The organism is Tenacibaculum haliotis, assembly GCF_025215075.1.
In the GTDB taxonomy this organism is placed as follows: domain Bacteria; phylum Bacteroidota; class Bacteroidia; order Flavobacteriales; family Flavobacteriaceae; genus Polaribacter; species Polaribacter haliotis_B.
The window spans coordinates 225,544-247,678 of sequence record NZ_JAOBTH010000028.1; the positions used below are offsets into that span (position 1 = coordinate 225,544).

General features: G+C 29.7%; 16 protein-coding genes and 4 tRNA genes. 4 read left to right on the forward strand and 16 right to left on the reverse strand.

All coding sequences use genetic code 11. The features are described from left to right. Nucleotides 1–63: 63 nt before the first annotated feature. On the reverse strand, nt 64–2,220 hold the full coding sequence (locus N2251_RS10630) for a TonB-dependent receptor (protein ID WP_260586702.1): 2,157 nt from the start codon (nt 2,218–2,220) through the stop codon (nt 64–66). Between the two features lie 234 nt (nt 2,221–2,454). Here N2251_RS10630 and pdxH point away from each other — a divergent pair, with 234 nt between their 5' ends. The 3 genes from pdxH to N2251_RS10645 are packed head-to-tail and all read left to right on the forward strand — an operon-like array spanning nt 2,455 to nt 4,526. Beyond that, nucleotides 2,455–3,102, forward strand: coding sequence for a pyridoxamine 5'-phosphate oxidase (gene pdxH / locus N2251_RS10635; RefSeq protein WP_260586703.1), 648 nt, complete (start codon nt 2,455–2,457; stop codon nt 3,100–3,102). 30 nt (nt 3,103–3,132) lie between these two features. Continuing rightward, a complete protein-coding gene (locus tag N2251_RS10640; protein ID WP_260586704.1) occupies nt 3,133–3,621 on the forward strand; it encodes a SixA phosphatase family protein in 489 nt (162 codons plus the stop codon). Between the two features lie 8 nt (nt 3,622–3,629). Then, nucleotides 3,630–4,526, forward strand: coding sequence for a Ppx/GppA phosphatase family protein (locus N2251_RS10645; protein ID WP_260586894.1), 897 nt, complete (start codon nt 3,630–3,632; stop codon nt 4,524–4,526). Between the two features lie 7 nt (nt 4,527–4,533). Here the strand turns inward: N2251_RS10645 and N2251_RS10650 are convergent, their stop codons facing one another. From N2251_RS10650 to N2251_RS10710, 13 genes are all read right to left on the reverse strand, one after another. After that, nucleotides 4,534–5,829, reverse strand: coding sequence for a YaiO family outer membrane beta-barrel protein (locus N2251_RS10650; RefSeq protein WP_260586705.1), 1,296 nt, complete (start codon nt 5,827–5,829; stop codon nt 4,534–4,536). An 18-nt stretch (nt 5,830–5,847) separates the two neighbouring features. Further along, nucleotides 5,848–7,278, reverse strand: coding sequence for a glycosyltransferase family 2 protein (locus tag N2251_RS10655; protein ID WP_260586706.1), 1,431 nt, complete (start codon nt 7,276–7,278; stop codon nt 5,848–5,850). A 17-nt stretch (nt 7,279–7,295) separates the two neighbouring features. Further along, nucleotides 7,296–8,189, reverse strand: a complete 894-nt coding sequence (locus N2251_RS10660; RefSeq protein ID WP_260586707.1) for a hypothetical protein — start codon at nt 8,187–8,189, stop codon at nt 7,296–7,298. Next, nucleotides 8,186–8,542, reverse strand: a complete 357-nt coding sequence (locus N2251_RS10665; RefSeq protein WP_260586708.1) for a response regulator — start codon at nt 8,540–8,542, stop codon at nt 8,186–8,188. Before N2251_RS10665 ends, N2251_RS10660 begins: the two co-directional genes overlap by 4 nt. A gap of 226 nt (nt 8,543–8,768) precedes the next feature. Then, complete coding sequence (locus tag N2251_RS10670; RefSeq protein ID WP_260586709.1) at nt 8,769–10,202, reverse strand: DUF389 domain-containing protein; 1,434 nt, start codon at nt 10,200–10,202, stop codon at nt 8,769–8,771. A gap of 113 nt (nt 10,203–10,315) precedes the next feature. Continuing rightward, nucleotides 10,316–11,431 carry a C1 family peptidase gene (locus tag N2251_RS10675; RefSeq protein WP_260586710.1) on the reverse strand — a complete coding sequence of 372 codons (1,116 nt, stop codon included), beginning with the start codon at nt 11,429–11,431 and terminating at the stop codon, nt 10,316–10,318. A 62-nt stretch (nt 11,432–11,493) separates the two neighbouring features. Further along, complete coding sequence (locus N2251_RS10680; protein ID WP_260586711.1) at nt 11,494–13,893, reverse strand: TonB-dependent receptor; 2,400 nt, start codon at nt 13,891–13,893, stop codon at nt 11,494–11,496. A gap of 79 nt (nt 13,894–13,972) precedes the next feature. Next, nucleotides 13,973–14,055: transfer RNA gene (locus N2251_RS10685), tRNA-Tyr, on the reverse strand. Between the two features lie 54 nt (nt 14,056–14,109). Continuing rightward, a tRNA-Lys gene (locus N2251_RS10690) sits at nt 14,110–14,182 on the reverse strand. 563 nt (nt 14,183–14,745) lie between these two features. Further along, nucleotides 14,746–14,828 (reverse strand) — tRNA-Tyr (locus N2251_RS10695). A 52-nt stretch (nt 14,829–14,880) separates the two neighbouring features. Continuing rightward, nucleotides 14,881–14,953, reverse strand: a tRNA-Lys gene (locus N2251_RS10700). A gap of 132 nt (nt 14,954–15,085) precedes the next feature. Further along, the gene (locus N2251_RS10705; RefSeq protein ID WP_260586712.1) at nt 15,086–15,850 is read right to left on the reverse strand and encodes an ABC transporter ATP-binding protein; all 765 of its coding nucleotides are present in this window, start codon (nt 15,848–15,850) and stop codon (nt 15,086–15,088) included. After that, entirely contained in the window at nt 15,850–16,590 is a 741-nt protein-coding gene (locus N2251_RS10710; protein ID WP_260586713.1) for an MlaE family ABC transporter permease, read from the reverse strand. Before N2251_RS10710 ends, N2251_RS10705 begins: the two co-directional genes overlap by 1 nt. Before the next feature lie 117 nt (nt 16,591–16,707). On the opposite strand from N2251_RS10710, the gene pafA reads away from it, so the two are divergent. Further along, nucleotides 16,708–18,348, forward strand: a complete 1,641-nt coding sequence (gene pafA / locus N2251_RS10715) for an alkaline phosphatase PafA (protein WP_260586714.1) — start codon at nt 16,708–16,710, stop codon at nt 18,346–18,348. Between the two features lie 64 nt (nt 18,349–18,412). On the opposite strand, the gene N2251_RS10720 is transcribed toward pafA, so the two are convergent. Both N2251_RS10720 and N2251_RS10725 read right to left on the reverse strand, forming a co-directional pair. Further along, entirely contained in the window at nt 18,413–18,568 is a 156-nt protein-coding gene (locus N2251_RS10720) for a YqaE/Pmp3 family membrane protein (protein WP_260586715.1), read from the reverse strand. A 113-nt stretch (nt 18,569–18,681) separates the two neighbouring features. Next, entirely contained in the window at nt 18,682–21,186 is a 2,505-nt protein-coding gene (locus N2251_RS10725) for a M14 family metallopeptidase (RefSeq protein ID WP_260586716.1), read from the reverse strand. Between the last annotated feature and the right edge of the window lie 949 nt (nt 21,187–22,135).

Sequence of the window (22,135 nt, forward strand, 5' to 3'; positions counted from 1 at the left end):
TTTCTAACGTATTCCATAAAAAAGGAAACCGAGTTGTAACTTTTTACAGCTGAATTGTTATGCTTATAAATTATCTAATTGATTATCTTTTTTATTATCACTAATTGTCCAAAAGAAACCTACAAAGAAAAATCTATCTGCATTTGGTGTAATTGCTTGTCTATTAAAAACACCATTCATATTAGGCGTGTTTTTATAGTTATATCCAAATACATTTTCGGTTCCTAAAACGTTGTTTACTGAGAAGTACAGTATTTTTTGTTGACTAATTAAATACGCCCAGTTTACACTTACCGAATTATAATTTTTTGTTTTATCATTTAAAAATCCAACTTTATTAGGATTAGTATAATTTCTACCAGAAGCAAAATTATAACTCAACCCTACCTGACTTTTCCAATCCTTAATAAAATGTTTTGCTACTACCGATAAATTATGTGCTGACGCAAAATTTGGAGTAGTCTTTGTTGGATAGTTTTTATAATCTCTTTCCGTGTCTAAAAACGAATATGAAATCCAATAATCCGTGTTTTTTATACTTTTATTATCTCTCCAAAATACATCTATTCCTTTTGCAAAACCTGCTCCTAAATTTGAATAATTAGATGTTGGTAAAGCTAAATTTGTATCATACTTTACTAAATCTTGATACTTTTTATAATATGCTTCTACTCTAAAAATCTGTTTGCTTTTTACATATTGATAATTAGCTATAAAATGCGACGTGTTTTCGGCTTTAAAATCAGTATTGAATTTTAAATAATCATTTTTAGGATTTTGAAAAAAGCGTCCATAAGCAAATGAAAACTGTGCGTTTTTTCCTGATTTATAAGCAATAGAAGCTCTTGGTGAAATCGTAAACTCATTTAATAATTCAGAGTATTCACCACGAACACCAATTTTAGATGCCAATTCTTTTGAGAAAAATATATCAGCCTCAACATAGCTTCCTAAAATATTATTATCAAATCCATACTCTAACTTCGGATTACCTACACTCTTATAATTTTCATTAAAATCAGTAACAAAATATTCTGCTCCAAAATTTAATTTAAATCGATTCGAAAAACGTTTTTTCAATGCAACTTTAAAATGTGCAGAATTCTCATCATCTGTAACCTTATCTTCTATAATTTTAATATCTGAATGGTCGTTCGTAAAACTTACACCTGTTGCAATTTTCCATCCATCACCAAAATTATTTTTATATGAAGTATTAAAATATAAGTTTCGGTTTGTTAATCCAAAGCGCAAACCATCCGCATAATTTATATCATCTTGCGTTAAATCTAAATCAGAATAACTAAAGGCTCCATAAATTTTTAACATTGATTCGTTTTTAAACTTAAAACGATATACCGCTTCACCACTCATGGCTTGCACTGGTTTATGCCAAGTATTTCTATCTGGAAAAGCAGCTTGATATGGTGCTAAATTTACATACGATGCGTTTACACTTAAAGAGTTTTTACCAAAAATCTGAGTATTACCAACACCCAAACCAACCGTCATAAAAGACAAATCTGTTTTTTCTTCAACAGCCTCATCTGTTGTATTTAACAACAATACACCCGACAATGCTTGTCCGTATTCCGCAGAATAACCTCCTGTAGAAAAAGTAATTCCTTTAAATAAAAAAGGAGAAAATCGTCCGCGAGAAGGTATATTATTTGCTGATGGTGAATATGGTGTAAACACTCGAATTCCATCTACAAAAATTTGCGTTTCTTCAGCTTCTCCTCCACGTACAAAAAGTCGCCCATCTTCATCTACTTTTGATGTTCCTGGTAAAGTTTGTAAAGCACCTACAAAATCGCCCAATGCGCTTGCTGTTGTTACCACATCTAACGGTTTTAAAGCGGTTACTTTTGCATTATCACCAGCTTCAAAAGTTCCTGCGTTAATGGTTACCGCATCTAATGTATTTACATCATCTCGTAACTTAATTTTTAAGTTATTCAATAAAGAAACATTTGCTGTTTTTGAAAATGTTTCGAAAGATATAAAAGAAACGATTAGCGTTTTTATCCCTTTTCTTGAAGTTGAAAAAGAAAAATTCCCTTTAATATCTGTTGAAGCTCCATCATAAGTTCCGTCTAAATATACATTTGCTCCTTCAATCGGATTTCCTTTTTTATCTGTTACTTTTCCTGAAATAATTGTTTGCGCAACCACATAACCTTGAATTAGTAAGCATAAAATAAATAATAATTGTTTCATTTTTTTTGTTATTTGATAGTACAAAATTGCTTTCTTTTTAAAACTTAACATAAAAAGACACACTCAACTGTATAAATTTAATGACGAACTGTTTTCTACCACAAAATTAATTACTACACCTTTTTTATATTTACCTAATCTTGCCATCTTCTTTACAAATCTTGCTAAATTTTAAGTCAAAATAGCTTAAAACATTTCATAAAACTGTATTTTTACATAGTCTAAAAAATCATAATGTCACACGATTTAAGCGATTATAGAAAATCATACGAAAAACAGGAACTTTTAAAGGAAAACTGCCCTGAAAACCCGATTGAATTATTTAGAAACTGGTTTATAATAGCCGATAATTCTGATATGGTATATGAAACTAATGCGATGACCATTTCATCAATAGGTTTAGATGGTTTTCCGAAGAGTAGGATTGTATTATTAAAAAAATATACTTGGGAAGGCTTTATCTTTTACACGAATTATAATTCAGAAAAAGGAAAAGCAATTTTAAAGAACAATAATGTGTGTCTTTCTTTTTTTTGGGCTGGTTTAGAACAGCAAATAATTATAAAAGGAAAGGCTGAGAAATTATCAGAAAATTTATCTGATGGATATTTTGAATCTAGACCTGATGGAAGTAAGCTTGGTGCTTGGGCATCAAACCAAAGTGAAGTTGTTGTGTCTCGTGAAATACTTGACAAACAATTAAAAAACACCACTGATAAATTTAAAGGAAAAGAAATTACACGTCCATCACATTGGGGTGGTTTTTTAGTAAAACCTATTTCGATTGAATTTTGGCAAGGTCGCCCTAATAGAATGCATGATAGAATTCGATATACTTTAGAAAAAGATTTTTCTTGGAAACTTGAACGTTTGGCTCCTTAGTTTTATATTTACAAAGCTTTAAAAAAATAAATGAAAACACTATATATTGTTCGTCATGCAAAATCTTCTTGGAAATACGAAGGTGTAGATGATATTGATAGACCGCTAAAAGAACGTGGTATTAAAGATGCTCACTTTTTATCTAAACATCTATCAAAAAAAATTAAAAGACCAGATGTATTTGTGTCTAGTAGTGCAAATAGAGCTTTACATACGGCTGTTATTTTTTGCGAAAACTTTAAATATCCACTTTCTAACCTGAAAATAAAACGTCAATTATACAGTTTTAGTGATGGGTACTTGGTTAAAACAGTAAAAGCATTAGATGATAGTTTTCACAGTGCTATTATATTTAGCCACGATCATGGTATTAATAGTTTTGTTAATAAATTTGGTGATAAACCCATCGCTCACGTATCTACTTGCGGAGTTATTGGTATTCAGTTTGAAGAGAAACATTGGAAAAATATAAAAAAAGGAAGTACAGCTTTAGTTGAATTTCCTAAAAACCATAGATAAAACTATATATTTTGAAAATTAAAAAATACGGTGCGATTGATATAGGTTCGAATGCTGTAAGACTTTTAATAGCAAATGTTATTGAAGAAAAAGATAAAGAACCTCAATTTAAAAAATCCTCATTAGTTCGAGTTCCGATTCGTTTAGGTGCCGACACTTTTGTTTCAGGGGTAATTTCTGAAGAAAACACCAATCGAATGATTGATGCTATGAATGCTTTTAAATTACTCATGAAAGTTCATGGTGTTGAAAAATATAAAGCTTGTGCTACCTCAGCAATGAGAGAAGCCGAAAACGGAACAGAAGTAATAAAAACGATTTTAAAGAAAACAGATATCGAAATTGATATCATTGATGGTAAAAAAGAAGCTGCCATTATATTTGCTACCGATTTAAATGAGTTAATAGAATCTGACTTAACCTATCTTTATGTTGATGTTGGTGGTGGTAGTACGGAGTTTACGTTGTTCTCGAAAGGAAGAATTGTTAAATCGAAATCTTTTAAAATAGGTACCGTTCGATTGATCAATAATAAAAAATCTGAAAACAAAGCTATCTTTAAAAAAGTACAAGAATGGGTTGAAGAAAACACTCAAAGTTACAAACGTATTTCTTTAATTGGATCTGGTGGAAATATCAATAAAATATTTAAAATGTCGGGAAGAGATATTGGTAAACCAATCTCATACATTTACTTAAATGCGCAATATCAATTCTTAAAAAAGATGAGTTATAGGGATCGAATATCTGAATTAAGTTTAAACCCTGATAGAGCCGATGTAATTGTGCCAGCAACCAAAATTTATCTTTCTGCCATGAAATGGAGTGGTGCTCGTAAAATATTTGTTCCAAAAATAGGTCTTTCAGACGGAATCATTAAAAGCCTATACCTTAACAAATTATAAAAAACATTTAAAAACGATACTTCAAGCCAATATTTCCAAGTAATTGTTTTCCATCTCTATTCTTAGTAAGTTCTTCTGTTAAATACCCAATACTTGCTGATATATTATAATTATTATTCAACCATTTTGTTGCTCCTATAGTTGCATAATAAGAGTTTAAATTAGGGTTAGATGTTACTTGTACAAACCTTGATGATTCGTCTGGCGAAATTCCTGTTCCTAATCTAATAGACACATAATCATCGGCACTACCATAATAGTAGCGTACATTTGCTTGGTAATTTTGTATAAAGGCATCTTTTATTTTTGGACCTATAAATGCACGCACATTTAAATAAAACTTATTTCTGTACGAAGTGGCTCCAATTACATATGAAATAAAATCATTTGTTTCGTAACTTAAATAACGAAAACCTCCTTCTATTTCTAACCACTTTACAACTGTATAATACACAGAGGCTCTTACACCTAATTTTTGAAAAAAATCTGATTTAGAAGATGTACTCACATTAATAAAACTATATAATTTATCTGAAAACACCGGATACGATTCTAACTCATACAGCACTGCATTATCTATAAAATGTTTGCTATACGTTACACGCGCGCCAAAAGAATGTTTACCTATAAAATTCATATATTCTAATTGTGTAGTATGCCATGATTTTTGTGTTGGATACTCTTTCATAAAAGAAGCAATATTGTAATACACGCCTATTTGGTTGCTATTAGTTTGTTTTAGCAACAGGCGGTATCTATATTTCTGACCGTTATTTAAATGATTCTTCTCAATTTTATTTGTTAGCTTTCTTGTATTTTTTATATCCTTTAATCGAAAGTATGCTTCTGCTTTTGATAAATCAAAATCTATATCATCTACATAAAAAACAGCTATTTCATTAACAAAATCATGTAGTATTTCTTGAGTTTGAATAAGAGATAATTGCGTTAATACCAACCTTTTATATTCTTGTGCTTTCTCAAGTGAGATAAGCTGTATTAAATCGTTTTTAGCCGTTTTTACATCGTACAACCTTTGTGATAATCGGATACGTAAAACACGAATATCAATATATTCTGGAGCTATAACAAGTGCTTTATTTACAATTTTTATTGCTTTTTTATAATCTTTCTTTTTATATAAATTATTTGCATTATAATATAATGAATCTACATTTACTGTACGCTCTTGAGCTTGCGTAAGTGTTATACCAAAAAAGAAAAAAACAATTATTAACTGTTTAAATACTGCACACCATTTGTTTGCTTTATTTAAATTTATAGTGCTATTTTTAATTATCATTATTTGAATGCTTTAATTTTATTCTTCATTTTCTTCTTCATTAAATCCAGCTCTATCCATTGTACCCCAACCTGTATCAATTTTAAATATTTTTTTTAAAAAACCTTTTAACTGGGCATATAACATTACTGGGTGACTATAAAAAGATTCAACATAAGCTGCTATTAATAACTGAAATATCATTTTAGGTTTCGAATAATGTTTATAATTTAATGAGTACATAAACACTGAAACTGTTGAAAACACACATCCTAATAAATATACAATAAGTAATAAAAGTATTGATATTGGCCAATTAACAAAATTAAAAACTGAGTTATAAATAATATATAATATTCCTAAAAATTCTACTATAGGCGCCCCTAATTCGAAGAAAATCCAGTATGGAAAAAATATTTTTCCCATATTACCGTATTTTTTATTAAAAAATAAAGAACGATGTTTATACATCGTTTCCCATAAACCTCTTGCCCAGCGGTCTCTTTGTGATATATAAGTTTTAAAATCTGGTGGAGCTTCTGTCCAGCATAAAACCTCAGGTATATAAACTACTTCATACGGTTTTTTTAAGTCTTCCATATGTGTACGTAATCGAATGCATAGCTCAAGGTCTTCACCTACACTATCTTTATCTAACCCACCAACCTCCAACAATCTGTATCTTGAATACAATCCAAAAGCACCAGAAACAAGCATTAAGCCATCTACTTGCCCCCACGCCATGCGTCCTAATAAAAAAGCTCTAATATATTCGACAACCTGTATTCGTGGTAACATTTTTTTTGGTACTCGCACTTCTTTAAGTATCCCATTTTTAATCACTGAATCGTTTGCTAAACCTATAATGCCCCCGCTAGCAATAACTTCTTTATCTGTTGCTTCTATATAAGGTCTAACCATTTTTAATAACGCGTCCTGTTCTATAATACAATCGGCATCGGTACATAATACTAAGTTAGATTTAGCAAAAATTATCCCGCAATTAATAGCATCTGAACGGCCTCCGTTATACTTATCTACAACTGTTAAACTAGCATATTTAGGATTGGTACTTTTATAAGCTGTTGTAACTTCTGCACATGAGATTCCTGTAGTATTTTCTTTTAAAGGAATTTCCTCTAAATTAAAAACGGTTATTAATTGTTTTATGGAATCATCATTACTCCCATCGTTCACTATAATTAACTCATAAAACGGATACTGTATAGAAAGCAACGATTTAACATTGGTAATAATCGTTTTACCTTCATTATATGCAGGTGCAATTAAACTTATAGAGGGTAAATCATGAGAACCCTTGATATAATCTACATTTAAAAAATTCGCTTTTCGTTTTGCTTTTCTGATAGCTCTAGACGCTAAAAAAATAAATGAAAAATAAATACAAAAGATGATAAACCCATATATTAAAAAAAAATAATCAATACTATTTTTAACTAAATGATTCATAAAAAACTTTCATTTAATTAAACTAATATTCTCGTATTCAGATAATTAAAAATATCCATACGTTGATTCTCTATCCTTTTCTCTAAAAACCGTGATTCTATTCCTTTTATTTCTTTTTTGGTTATCTCTAAATTTTTTAAAGTTTCAAATGCGACATCTACAAGCCTCTTATTATCAGAAAAAAGTTGTTCTATAATATAATATTTGTATTGTTCAAGTTTAAAATTCTTGATAACTCTAATCAACAACTCTTTTACTTTTTCATTTTTTGATAGTAGTGCTTTGTCTAAGTATTGCAAATCTAACTTATTTGTTGTTTCTTCTAATTTTTCTATTATTCTAATTTGTTGCCATAACGACATTGGTCTTGTTACATAAGGAAAAAAAACTAAACTTTTCCATCCAATAAAAGACACTAAAGCTATTTGTGCTTCACGACGTACTAAAGTATTTTCTACATCTCTGTAAGGAATGACCATTTGCAAATTACCTTCTAATTCAAACTCGTATGATAACCATATTGCTTTTGCCTTAATGTACCAATCTTTGTCTTTTATTTTTTTCTTTAAAACTCCCTTTATTCCAAGGTATTTAAAAATTTCTTGAAACTGCTCTTCTTTAGAAAATTTTACAACTCTATTTACCTTAACAAAAATACGTGCCGATTTCCAAAGAGTTTCTGGATCTTTTTTTATGTATTTTTTTAATCTTTTTAATTTATTTCTTGTTGCTTCTACTTCTAATTTAGAATAAGTTGTAATAATCCCTTGAATGATTCTCTTTTCAAAAATGATATTTTCTCTTTCTAATATTTTATTCTTTTTTATATTATAAATAATTAAACCCCATAATAAAATAAGTATTATAATTAAAAAAAATATGAATATATAAAGTAAGTATTCTAAATTCATAAATAGCGATTAATACAACTATTTATATCTAACTGAGTAAAAGGGAAAGAGATAAATTCACTAACTCCAATTTTTTTCGCTATACTAACAATAACTTCCTGATCAATCTCTGACATTACAATTATAGGTGAATTGTTAGCCATCGATTTTAAGTCTTCTAAGTATTGAAAAACAAAACTTCCTTTAATTGCTGCATCAGTAATTATAAGGTCATATTTATTTACGCGTAGAATATTTTTTATGCCCTCATACGTGTTACTAATTTTAAAAGTAGTATTTACGTTTGACAACATCATTTTAATCAGATGTGAAATACTCTGATCATTATGTATTATTAAAATATTATTTTTCATCCTTTATTAAATTATAACTATTTACATACTTTTGTATGTTTATACAATATATTTAATAACACAAAGGGCTGTATGTGGTCTATAAAACAATTACCTAAAAACATCTTTTAAGGGAGAATGTTTTTATATTATATAGAGCTAAAAAACTATATTCTTACAATGCAAAATTATTTTATTTGTTTTCACTCAAACCCTCTTTACAGTTAAAGATATGTTAAATTAAATATTATTTAATTAAAGTTATCTTTAACTTAAGCTCTTTCTGTAACCATGTTTTAAGTTCTTTTTCATTTTTAAGAACAATAGAATCAGCCAATTTCTTATTCCACACAACAGACAATTCAGGAATCGTATCAATTTTTATAAAATCTTTAGAAGATAATTTTTTAGAAAAACTGATTGCTTTAATATCATTAAATCTAATTTTTGCTTCTTTTGCAATTTTACTAAACGGCACGCTGTTTTTATCTGTTTGCTCTATGCTATTATTTAAAGTTGATATGGTACTCTTTAAATCTTCAATCTCTCGATGTAATCCTTTTATTACATTATCTTTTTCATCTAAATCAGTAATTGCTCTATCATAAGCATCTACTACTCTATCTACACTTCGTGCTTTGTTTTCGTTTATAATCAACTCATAATCGTCTAACCTTGCATATGTTTTTAATTCGTTTCTTAAAAAAGTTTCTGTAGCATCCGTTACATCTCCATTAAAAAACAAGTTCACTTTTTTAACATCTTTATGAATTTTTTCTCGTTGTAGCCATAAATCTTTGTTAGACTCTATTTTCTCTTTTAAAAATTTCTCGTAACTTGAATTTACTACACTCTCTTGATATACATTAATAAAGGTAAATATTGCTGGTATTATCACTAAGAAAGCTACAAAAGAAGCTAAACGAGCTATTCTTTTTCTTTTCTCTGAATTTACATAACGAATCATGGTAAATCCTAATAATTTTAATACCAAAAAAGTTGCTAAGGCAATAAATATGGTATTAATAATAAAAAGATACATTGCTCCAAAAAAATAATCAAAATTACCAATTGCTAAACCATAACCTGCTGTACATAAAGGCGGCATTAAAGCTGTTGCAATTGCCACACCAAATATTACAGACGCTATTGTACCTTTTTTTGTACGTGCAATGATTAAAGCTAACCCACCAAAAAAAGCGATTAATACATCACGAATATCTGGTTTTACTCTTCCTAATAATTCTGATGTTTCTTCTTTTAACGGAAACAAGAAAAAGAATAAAAATGCTGTTAATAAACTTAACACAATCATCGTTGCTAAGTTTAGCATCGATTTTTTTAAGGTATCAATATCATTAATAGCTATCGACATTCCTATTCCTAAAATTGGCCCCATTAATGGAGATATTAACATGGCTCCAATTACTACCGCCGTCGAGTTTGCATTTAAACCAATCGAGGCCACAAATATTGAACAAATTAAAATCCAAGTGGTTGCTCCTTTAAACGGAATATCACTTTTAATTGCTTCAATCGTTGCTTCTTGATCTGTATCTTCTCGAAAATCTAATAATTCAATAATAAACTTCTTTGAACTTTGCCACAAACCTTTTGCATCTTCTTGAATGGCTTGTTTAGACTGCTCTACATTTTCATCTTGATTTATTTTTTCTTCCATCTAAATTCTTTTTTTTCAACTGTGGAAAGATACAAAATTTGCGCTTTATTTTATAAAAAATAGCAAGCTCGAAGATTTCTCTTCGAGCTTGCTATTTTTTATAATTACATTGTTTAATTAATGTTTAATTTCTTTTTTAAATTGCTTGAAACGGCTTCTTTATGCAACAATACTGAAATAGTTTTCAATTTAAAATAAGGGATAGACATGTATACATATCCGTTATTTCCTTGATTTTTTCCCCAAGAGTTTTTAACTTTAAAATATTTATTTCCTTTTTGGTCTTTTACCAAACCAACAATATGCATTAAATGATCATCAGTAGTATTAAAGTTTTCAAATTCTGATTGTCGTAAACTTGGTGTTATCTTCTTTTCTTTTACAATTTCCTTTAATCCTTTTTCACTTTCTAAACTACTCGCAGGGATAAATGCGACTCCGTTTTTTGATGAAAATGTTTTTTCAGACACATCACAATCTAATTCTATTGTATACCCTTTTTCGATAGCATCTTCTGCTACTGTAACTAATTCATCTAAAGAAACATTGTAAAATGATCCGTTTGAAAAATTATCAGGAATATTTAAAACAAACTCTTCATATATTTTGGCGTGCTTAAAAGAAGTGATTGTAACGTAGTTTGATGGATTTATTTTTACATATTCAGCAAAGCTTTTTGGCGTATATGCTTTACCTTCAAACTCGAAATTAGTTTTATTTTCTCCTAAATAAACATCTAAAACACTTTCTGTTGCTTTTTTCCATTTCGGACTTAATTGTTTTGCCGGATTTTTGATATAAGTATCCAACATTGATTTTAAAACAGCAACAACCTCAGCATGATTATGTGATTCTTGCCCTAAATCTAATCCAGAAAAAATTTGTTCAGGAACCAATCCGTATTTTGCTACCGAATTTATAACATCATGTCCTAAACCACCTTCACTAAATTGTGCTTTTCCTTGGCGATATAAATAATTACTTGCTTTATCTGAATACGTATTACGAACTGTATACATTTCTGATAAATCGATGTTCTTACCTGTTAATCTTATAATTTCAGATTCTAAAAATGATGTTGTAGAAAAACTCCAACAAGTACCAGTTCTTCCTTGGCTTTTTACTTGTGTATTTTCTATATCTTTTATTGTTTTAAATTGATATTCTTGCGCTGTTATTAAACCGATACTTAAAAAACTAAATGCGGTACCTATTAACAAATTTTTCATAAGATGATTTTTATTTATAGAGCAATTTACAGTTTTTACAACAACCTAAAAATTTTAATCCCTTAAAAATCTACAATTACTCCTATTCCTGGCAAAGCTCTCCCCGAAGTACTTTCTATTTCTTCTAATAGATATCTTGAATTATCGCTAGGGTCAGAAACCCTACCACTTCCATCTTCTATTGGTAATAAGAACGGTTGTTGCTTTGAGCTGCTTGCGTATACATTTTGAATATCAATATATAAATTAATCGCCGCCTTCTTTAAAAACCATGTTTTATCTACTCTCAAATCTAACTGTGTATAGGTAGTAAATCGTTTACTATTTAATTTAGTGTAATCTAAAATTCCGCCATTTACAACATCATAATTAGATTTTAATGACGAAGCATCTTTATCGTAAGGAGTATAAGGCCTACCACCTACCAATCTAAATTTAGCCCCAACTTCCCAGTTTCTCTTTAGCTTTTTTCCTGCGGTAATAGTTAATAAGTGTTTATTATCCCAAGTAGAAGGAATATAATTACCCATTTGATTTTTAAATTCACTTCTTACAAAAGTAAACGATGCGATACCATACAAACCTTTATTTGATTTTTTTTGTGCCAAAACCTCAAATCCGTATGCTCTTCCTTTTGAATTAGAAACAACCTCTTCATTTCCTACAACTCCAAAGTCAGCACCCAAATTTGCTAAACTTATTTGATTTCTTACCGATAGCGGATACTTACTATACGCCTTATAAAAACCTTCTAAAGTAATTTTGGTACTTGCATTTGGTTTGTATGCCAATCCGCTTACAAAATGATCAGATTGTATATACTTTAACCCTTTTTTATTTACAAACTCACCAACATTATTTTTAAATCCTAAAACGGTATATGATGGTAATTGATAATAACGTCCTACTGATGAATTTAATGAAAACTGATCGTTTAAGCTATAACTTAAAGAAAATCTTGGAGAAAATTGATTTAAAGGATTTTTCATTTCACTATTATAATCAACTCCATCGATTCTAAATCCGAAAGAAACACCTAATTTATTATTCAAATATTCTTTTGAAACTTGACCAAACACACCATACTTTATAAAATCGATTTCTGAATTAAAAGCGTCTTCAAAAACACCATTAGAGTTCGCTACTTTTCGATAAGTATTATTTATATACGTTGCTTTTTCGAGGTTTGTACCAATATTTATTTTGTAATCATTTTTTACAGTTAAGTCACTTTCATACCTAAACTTTGTTTCTATTTCTTTAGAGTTATAATCTAATAATAAATTAGCAGGAACTTCTTCATTCATGAAGTACTTTATAGCTTCATTTTTAAGTTCGTTTCTACTTAAAACAAACAAATGGGTAGCGTCATCAGCAAAATATTTATAACTCGCCCCTACTGTATAATTCCACTGCGTATTTATAGGGACCCTATTTAAAAAAATTGTGTTACTTTTTAATTTATTAATATCTGTTTCACCATCATTAACCGTTTTATTTAATTTAAAATTATCGATAGCTCCTAATGCAATAATAGATAGTTCACTGTTTTCTGATAATTGCGATTTTACATTTAATTGAAAATCGTTATAAGTTGGTAAAAAAGGTAATTTAATTAATTTGAATAAAAATTGAAGATATGATTGACGTACAGAAAACATAAACGTAGTCTTATCTCCCAAAGGGCCATCTAAAGTTATACCTGCATCAGATGTACCTATAGTCGCTCTTGTTTTAAGCGCTGTTGGATTCCCTCTTTTTTGGGTAAACTCTATTACCGAACTTAAAGTATTCCCTCTATTTGCAGGAAAAGCACTCGAATAAAAATCAACTTTACGAATTAAATCAGCATTCATTATCCCCACAGGTCCTCCAGTAGCTCCTTGTGTTTGAAAATGATTAATCACCGGAACTTCTATACCATCTAAATAGAATTTATTTTCAGCAGTTGCACCTCCTCTAATAATAATATCATTTCTAAAGCCAGGGTTTGAAGCTACCCCCGGAAACGATTGAATCACTTTTAAAACATCTCTATTTCCTCCGGGATTTTTTTCTATTTCTGCAACCCCTAAAGATTGTAATGATAGCGGACTTTCTAATGACTTCTTATACAAACTAGCTTTTATTTCTACTTCTTTTAGATTGGTGCTATTCTCTTTTAATTCGATAGTTATAAAAGGAATTTTATCTTTTGTAACCAAGTATTCATCAGAAATTACGGTTTCATATCCTATAAACGAAATTTGTAGTTTATTATATCCTAACGGGATATTCGTTATTTTAAAGGCGCCATTTTCATCCGAAGCAATTCCAATAGATGTTCCATAAACTAAAACATTTACAAATGGAACAGCTTTTCTGGTTTTAGCATCAATTACTTTTCCTGATATAGTTCCCTGATCTTGACTTACAACTATAAATGACTGTAATAACACGATTAATAAAATTATCTTTTTCATAGGTATCATCATTAAGGTTTTGCTAAAATGCAATTTATTTACTAAACAAAAAAACCTTAATCAAATGATTAAGGTTTTGTGGGGAGAGCAGGATTCGAACCTGCGAAGTCGTAAGACAACGGAGTTACAGTCCGTCCCAGTTGGCCGCTTTGGTATCTCCCCAAAGCTTTAAAAAAAAAATAAAAGCTTTTCTTAATAAATAAGAAAAGCTTTTTGTGACCGGGCTGGGGCTCGAACCCAGGACCCTCTCCTTAAAAGGGAGATGCTCTACCAACTGAGCTACCAGGTCATTTATTTTTCTCCTTAGCGGGTGCAAATATAGTGTCTATTTTTAAATACACCAACTTATTTACATTAAAAAACCATTCAATTATCATTAAAAAACCAACAATACTGATAACCTGAATGTTACTAAAAAAAAAATCTTATCAAAAAAACTTTATTATAGACCAAAAAGACATTAAACCTTGTTATTTTTATCTCAGACACTGTATTAAAGAAGAACAATTTTTATTACAACTTCCTTTTTCATATTATTAGAAATAACAATATTTCTTAAAACAAAAAAGCATTACTTAAATTAAGTAATGCTTTTTTGTTTTAATGCTATTATTGATTAATCCCCCAATTTACCAATAATAAATTTCCTTGTGTATTATACTACAAATATGCAACGAAAAAACACTCTGTAAAACAGCTAATGTATAAATGGTATTATTTTACGTGTAAATGGTATTATTTTAAACTTAACTCTTCTTTAACAAGAAAACAAGTTGCTATTTATGGATCAAAAGTAAATTAACACAGTATATATTCCATAAAAAAACTCAATCTATAAAGATTGAGTTTTTGTGGGGAGAGCAGGATTCGAACCTGCGAAGTCGTAAGACAACGGAGTTACAGTCCGTCCCAGTTGGCCGCTTTGGTATCTCCCCAAAGCTTTAGAAAAAAATAAAAGCTTTTCTTAATAATAAGAAAAGCTTTTTGTGACCGGGCTGGGGCTCGAACCCAGGACCCTCTCCTTAAAAGGGAGATGCTCTACCAACTGAGCTACCAGGTCATTTATTTTTCTCCTTAGCGGGTGCAAATATACGTTCCTTTTTCACTTCTACAAAGTATTTTTATTAAAAAAAATAACCGAATTATTAATCGCTAACTTAGTCTATTGTTTTACAATAAATTAACACTTAAATTATTTTTCTGATAAATAAGCTTGACGTACTTTTTTGAACAAATTTGAAGAATATACAAAATCTACCACTGCCTGATTATCCGTTTTAAATATTTCTTTATGAGATCCCTCCCACGCTTTCAGTCCGTTTTTAAGGAAAACAATCTTATCTCCTATTTCCATCACCGAATTCATATCATGTGTATTAATAACGGTTGTTATTTTATATTCATCAGTAATTTCTTGAATTAAATTATCAATGACAATTGATGTTTGCGGATCTAAACCTGAATTTGGCTCATCACAAAACAAATATTTAGGGTTCATTACAATTGCACGAGCAATAGCTACCCTTTTTTGCATTCCTCCAGATAATTCAGCTGGAAACTTTTTATTTGAATTTTCTAAGTTAACACGTTTTAATACAAAGTTAACTCTATCTAACATTTCATCTTCTGGTTGCTTGGTAAACATTTTTAAAGGAAACATTACATTTTCCTCAACAGTTTGTGAATCAAACAAAGCACTTCCTTGAAAAACCATTCCTAGTTCTTTTCGAAAACTCCTTTTATCTTCTATAGTCATTTCAGTGTTTACACGTCCATCATAAATGATACTTCCATTTTCTGGAATATGTAACCCAATCAATGATTTTAAAAAAACTGTTTTACCTGAACCACTTTGCCCTATAATTAAACTTGTTTCCCCTGGCAAGAATGAAGTTGAAATTCCTTTTAAAATTTCAATACCATTAAATCCTTTATGTAAGTTATTTACTTCAATCATTATGTTAATAACATTTGAGTTAATAAATAATTAGCGATAACAATAAGAACGGTAGTCCAAACAACAGACTGCGTACTCGCTTTACCAACTTCTAACGATCCTCCTTTTACATAATACCCATGATACGATGGCACTGTAGCTATTAAAAAGGCAAAAATTAATGTTTTTATAATTGCATAGGTTAGTAAAAACGGGTCAAATTCCATTTGCACACCTATTATATAATCTGTTCCAGAAAACAAGCCAGAAAGTACTCCTGCAAGCCATCCTCCGAAAATTCCTAAGAACATCCCTAGAACAATTAAAAACGGGTAAAAAAACACTGTCGCAATTATTTTTGGTAATACCAGATAGTTTAAAGAATTAATTCCCATTACTTCTAAAGCATCAATTTGCTCGGTAACTCGCATCGCACCAATACTCGAAGTTATATAAGAACCTACTTTTCCTGCTAAAATAATAGAACAAAATGTAGGTGCAAATTCTAATATTATAGATCGTTTTGCTGCAAAACCGATTAAAGATCTTGGTATAAACGGACTTTCTAAGTTTAAGGCTGTTTGCAATGCTATTACTCCACCAATAAAAAATGAAATAAAAGCAATAATACCTAACGATTTTAGCCCTAATTCATCTATTTCCCTAAACAAAGCCTCTCTAAAAACACGCGCACGCTGTGGTTTTGTAAAGACCTGCTTTAGCATGGCAAAGTACTTTCCTATATGCTCAATGTAATTCATTAAACTAATCTATTTTTCTTTTTTGCTAAAGTATTAAAAAAGCATTAACTCTTTGCTTTAATATCTATTTTAGTGTTCATTTACTTACCTTTGGTTTTATCAATTTTAAAAATCAGAATGAAAAAAACACTTCCTTTAGCTGCTATCATTATACTTTGCTTATGCAGTTTTATCTCTACTGAAAAGAAAAAAACTAAAAAACCAAAACTGGTTGTTGGTATTGTTATCGACCAAATGCGCTATGATTACCTTACTCGTTTTGCTAGTAAATATGGTAAAGATGGTTTTAATCGCTTATTAAATGGTGGGTTTTCTCTTGAAAATGCTCATTATAATTACATCCCAACTTACACAGCTGTTGGTCATGCGTCAATATACACCGGAACCACACCTGCAAATCATGCTATAATTAGTAATAGTTGGTACGATAAATATTTAAAAAAATCTATTTATTGTGTTGATGACAGTAATTATAAAACCGTTGGTATTAACGGAATAAGTGGAAATAAATCTCCACATAGAATGTTAACCACTACAATGACTGATCAGTTAAAATTAGCTCAGAATATGAACGGAAAAACTATTGGTATAGCAATTAAAGATCGTTCTGCAATTTTACCTGCTGGTCATGCAGCAAATGGCGCTTATTGGTTTAACGGTGGTAATGAAGGTAAGTGGATTACCTCATCTTACTACATGGATAAACTTCCTGAATGGGTAATCAAATTTAATAGTTCTAATATTGCAAGTAACTATCTAAAAAAACCATGGAATACACTTTATGATATAAATACTTATACTGAAAGTATTGCTGATGATAATAATTTTGAAATGCCTTTTAAAGGTGAAAAGAAACCAGTTTTTCCACATGACATACCTAGTTTAAAAAGCAAAAACAGCAACTTTAGTATCATAAAAGCAACACCTGCTGGAAATTCTTTAACTACTGATTTTGCAAAAGCAGCTATTATTGGAGAAAACTTAGGAAAATCTGATCATACAGATTTTCTAGCTCTTAGTTATTCTTCAACAGATTATGTTGGACACCAATTTGGAGTAGCTTCAAAAGAAATTGAAGATACTTATTTACGTTTAGATAAAGATTTGGCTAACTTATTTCAGTTTTTAGATACACAAGTTGGCGAAGGTAATTACACCTTATTTTTAACCGCAGATCATGCAGCCGTTCAAGTTCCATCATACTTACAATCTGTTAAAATTCCTGCTGATTATTTTAGCTATAAAAATTTTAATGAATTTGTTAGTAAAACAACTTTAAAATATTTTAAATCTGATGATTTAGTTGAAAAGATATCTAACTTTCAGATTTTCTTAAACAAAGAAAAAATAGAAGAATTAAAATTAAATACAAATGATGTTGCTCAAAAAATTACTGATGAAGTAATTAATTTTAAAGGCATTTACAAGTCTGTAACTGCAAGAACTTTACAAACTACAACTTTTACCTCTGGAATTTTAAATTCGTTACAAAATGGATATAATCAAAAATTTTCTGGAGATGTTTTATTGGTTCCAAATCCATCAACAATTAGTCATCCACGAAAAGGTACAACACACGGTTCAGGGTATTCTTATGACACACATATACCAATAATTTTTTATGGTAATGGAATAAAAAAAGGAACTTCTAAAAAGAAATATGAAATTATAGATATTGCTCCTACAATCTCAAATTTATTACAAATAGAGTTTCCAAACGGTTCTACAGGTAAAATTATTGAAGAAGTTTTAAACTAAAAAAAAGCACTCTACAATGAGTGCTTTTTTTTGTTCAAAATATATACAAAAAAGGGGACGCTATTTATTTAGGATTATTTAATATAATAAGAGCAGCAATTACACCAGGTACCCAGCCACAAAGCGTTAACAAAAACACAATTATGATTGATCCACAACCTTTACCTATTACCGCTAATGGTGGGAAAAAAATTGCTAATAAAACTCTTAGTAAACTCATTTATTTTATAATTTATTAATCTACTATATAGACGCTTATCTTTCTGATTTGTTACAATAAAAACCCGCTAATAGCGGGTTTTTATTATTTAATAATTAAAAAACTACTAATTTCTACATTAACTTTCCGAAGAAAATAGCATTCATTAATAACTTGTTTGTACCGAACCAAAAAGCCCTAAAGTTCGTGTTATCAGTAAAAACAATAACCTTACCTGACCCTAATCTATTAACTTTAAACGGAACCGTATTTTTTAACACATTCAAGTTTTCTATAGAGACATAACCACTCAATAAAGGGCTATCGGTATATTGTATCGGATTATTATAACTCTTCTTATCTGCCTGAATAAACTGACGTGTATTTCTAAATAAAGCAATTTTATTATTCTTATACCCAAAGTTTACAGGATGTGAACGATCTATTTTTGCTTCAAAAATTGCACCTCCGATTACCTGTGCACCTGACTGTAACGATTTGTTTTCAAACGATATATTTTCAACTGTATCAATTTCAGTCTTATTAAATTTTAAATTGATAAACTTCTTATTCGACAACCAATTAACAGCATTTCTGTATCCTATTAAAACACCACCATTTCGTACCCAAACTTTCAATTTCTCTTCTAGTCTTTTATCAACCGAATAACTATTAGGCACAATAATCGTTGTATACTTTGCCAAATTTACTCTTGAAGCATACGAAACATCTAATTTTGTTAATTTCATTTCAAAACGCTGATCTAATAAATGCCAAATTTCACCAGCATCGTAACTCGTCATTCCGCTACCTACTAACATTGCTACTTTTTGTGGTTTTATTGCGCTAAAGTTTCTACTACCTAAATCAATTCCGTCATTTAATCCCGTAGATACTCCTGAAATTTTAATATGATTTTCAACCGCAACTTTATTTAAAAACTCATATAACTCTGAGTTGTTTAATTTCTGATTTTGAGCTGGAATAAAAATGGTTCCGTAATCAAACGATTTTCCGTTATTTTTAAACTGCTTCATTGCCACTTTTGCACGCAATCCGTTTTCTAAAATTTCATTTAACGCTTTCGGAGTTTCATATTCATTCCACGAAAACAAATATCCAACACTACTTTGGTTTTTAATTGTTCCTTCTTTTTTCTTTAACTCAATAATTTCTTCTCCTGCTTTTGATAAAGAAATATTATCAGCAAAATCTACTCCAAAGGCATGATTGAATGTCCATGCAGAAACATCGTAAAATAAACTATCCTTAAAAGCAGTTCGTACATCAAACATTGCTTTTACCAATCGATTATTTTTCTGATTCATTGGCACAACATAACTATAACCTTTTTTAAAGTTTTTTCCTTTTGATGTAAAATCAATTTTTAATTCGTGTATTTTTATTTGATGCTTTTTTAAAACTGCTGCTAAATGATACGTTTTTACGGCATCTTTTTCATCACCAAAAACAATCGCTTTATTTTCTCCTGAATTTCGAGATTTCTCATAAAAACTTTGTTGATATTTTAAGATTTTTACGCGCATATTTTTAGCTGCTTCTAAAGTTGATAAAGTAGCTGTAAATTGATTTCGGATTGTAAACGGAAAAGTTAACACTCCGTTTTCACTTTCTTGCGCATGTCCGCGAGAACTTCCTTGCTCGAACAAAATACCGATGCTCCCATTAATATCTGGAAATGTTGAACCTTTTCCATAGTAAAAATCATCAAAACTCTCTTCTGAATAATATGTAGATCCTATTTTATCAAAAGCCTTTGCGTGATAGGTTGCAATTTCTTTTGTTAAATCCTGATTCATCTGCGGAGTTAACGGGTTAGTTCTGCTCGGAATTCCCGGTTGAAAAAAGAAACTCGAATTGGTTCCCATTTCATGATGATCAGTTAAAATATTTGGTAACCACTTATGAAAAGATGCTATTCTTGCACTACTTTCGGGTAACTGAACTGGCAACCAATCACGATTCATATCAAACCAATAATGATTTGTTCTTCCACCTGGCCAAACTTCGTGATATTCTCTATCATTAGGATCAGGATTTATATTGTCTGCCTTGTTCGTATTTGCCCAATATGCAAAACGTTGTAAACCATCAGGATTCAAAGATGGATCAAATAAAATTACTGTATTATCTAATAACTTATCAATTTTAGTTCCTTCTGCTGCAGCTAAATAATAAGCAGATGCTAATGCAGAGTTTGTTCCGCTTGGCTCATTTCCATGAATAGAAAACCCTTGGTAAACAACAATCGGTTGCTTAGATACATCTATCGAAACATCATCAGTTGCTTTTATATGTTGTTTTCTAATCTGTTCTAAATTCTGCTGATTTTTAGCTGAAGTAATTGTTAACAACAATAATGGTCTTCCTTCATATGTTGTTCCTCTATTTTCTATCGAAACTCTATCGGAAGCCTTTGCCAAAGCTTTCATATATTCTACTAACTTATCGTGTGTAATATGCCACTCGCCTACTTCATGACCAATAACCGATTTTGGTGTGGGTATATTTTTAGCATACGAAACATCAGTAGGTAAATAATATGATAAATCTAATTTTTGTTGTGCAGCTACTGAAATTGACACCAAAATTAATAGTAGTAAAAAAGCTTTTTTCATTTGTTATGTTGTTTGATAAGTTAACAAATATATTAAATCAAAAAGTGGTATCTTAAATATTAACCAATCGCTATTTATATAAAAGTAACAAAAAGTTCAATTAGTTGTTTTTTAACATTAAAGTTTACTTATTTAAGATAAATAATGAATAGGTAATTAAAAGGCAACATCTTTAAAAAAAATTTATAAACATAGGTTAACAAACCAACTATAAAATCATTATATATTTGTAGTGTTATTATACATAGCATACCCCCTAATGTTATAACCACCATTTAATAATAACATCCCCTTATAAATTAACCCTTAACTTGTGTGTTATGGGTTTTTTTATGCTCAAAAAATACTTCTACAGCTATCTATTATAAAATAGCCATATATTTACCATGTTATCAAAATATAATTCTCTTATCAACAAATAAAAACTTCTATAAAACTTAATAAATCACTTTATAAACATAGGTTAACAAACTAACTACAAAATAGTTATATATTTGTAGTGTTATTATATATAACTTACCCCCCTAACGTTATACCCCCTTAAATAATAACATCCCCTTATAAATTAACCCTTAACTTGTGTGTTATGGGTTTTTTTATGCCAAAAAAACGCTTCTATAGCTATCTATTATAAAATAGCCACATATTTACCATGTTATCATGGTATAATTCTCTTATCAACAAATAAAAACTTCCAGAGAACTTAATAAATTACTTTATAAACATAGGTTAACAAACTAACTACAAAATAGTTATATATTTGTAGTGTTATTATATATAACTTACCCCCCTAACGTTATACCCCCTTAAATAATAACATCCCCTTATAAATTAACCCTTAACTTGTGTGTTATGGGTTTTTTTATGCTCGAAAAACATTTATTATTACTTAGATAACTGAAAATGAAACAATAAACAGTTACCCACTTAACAACCAGAACGAATAAAT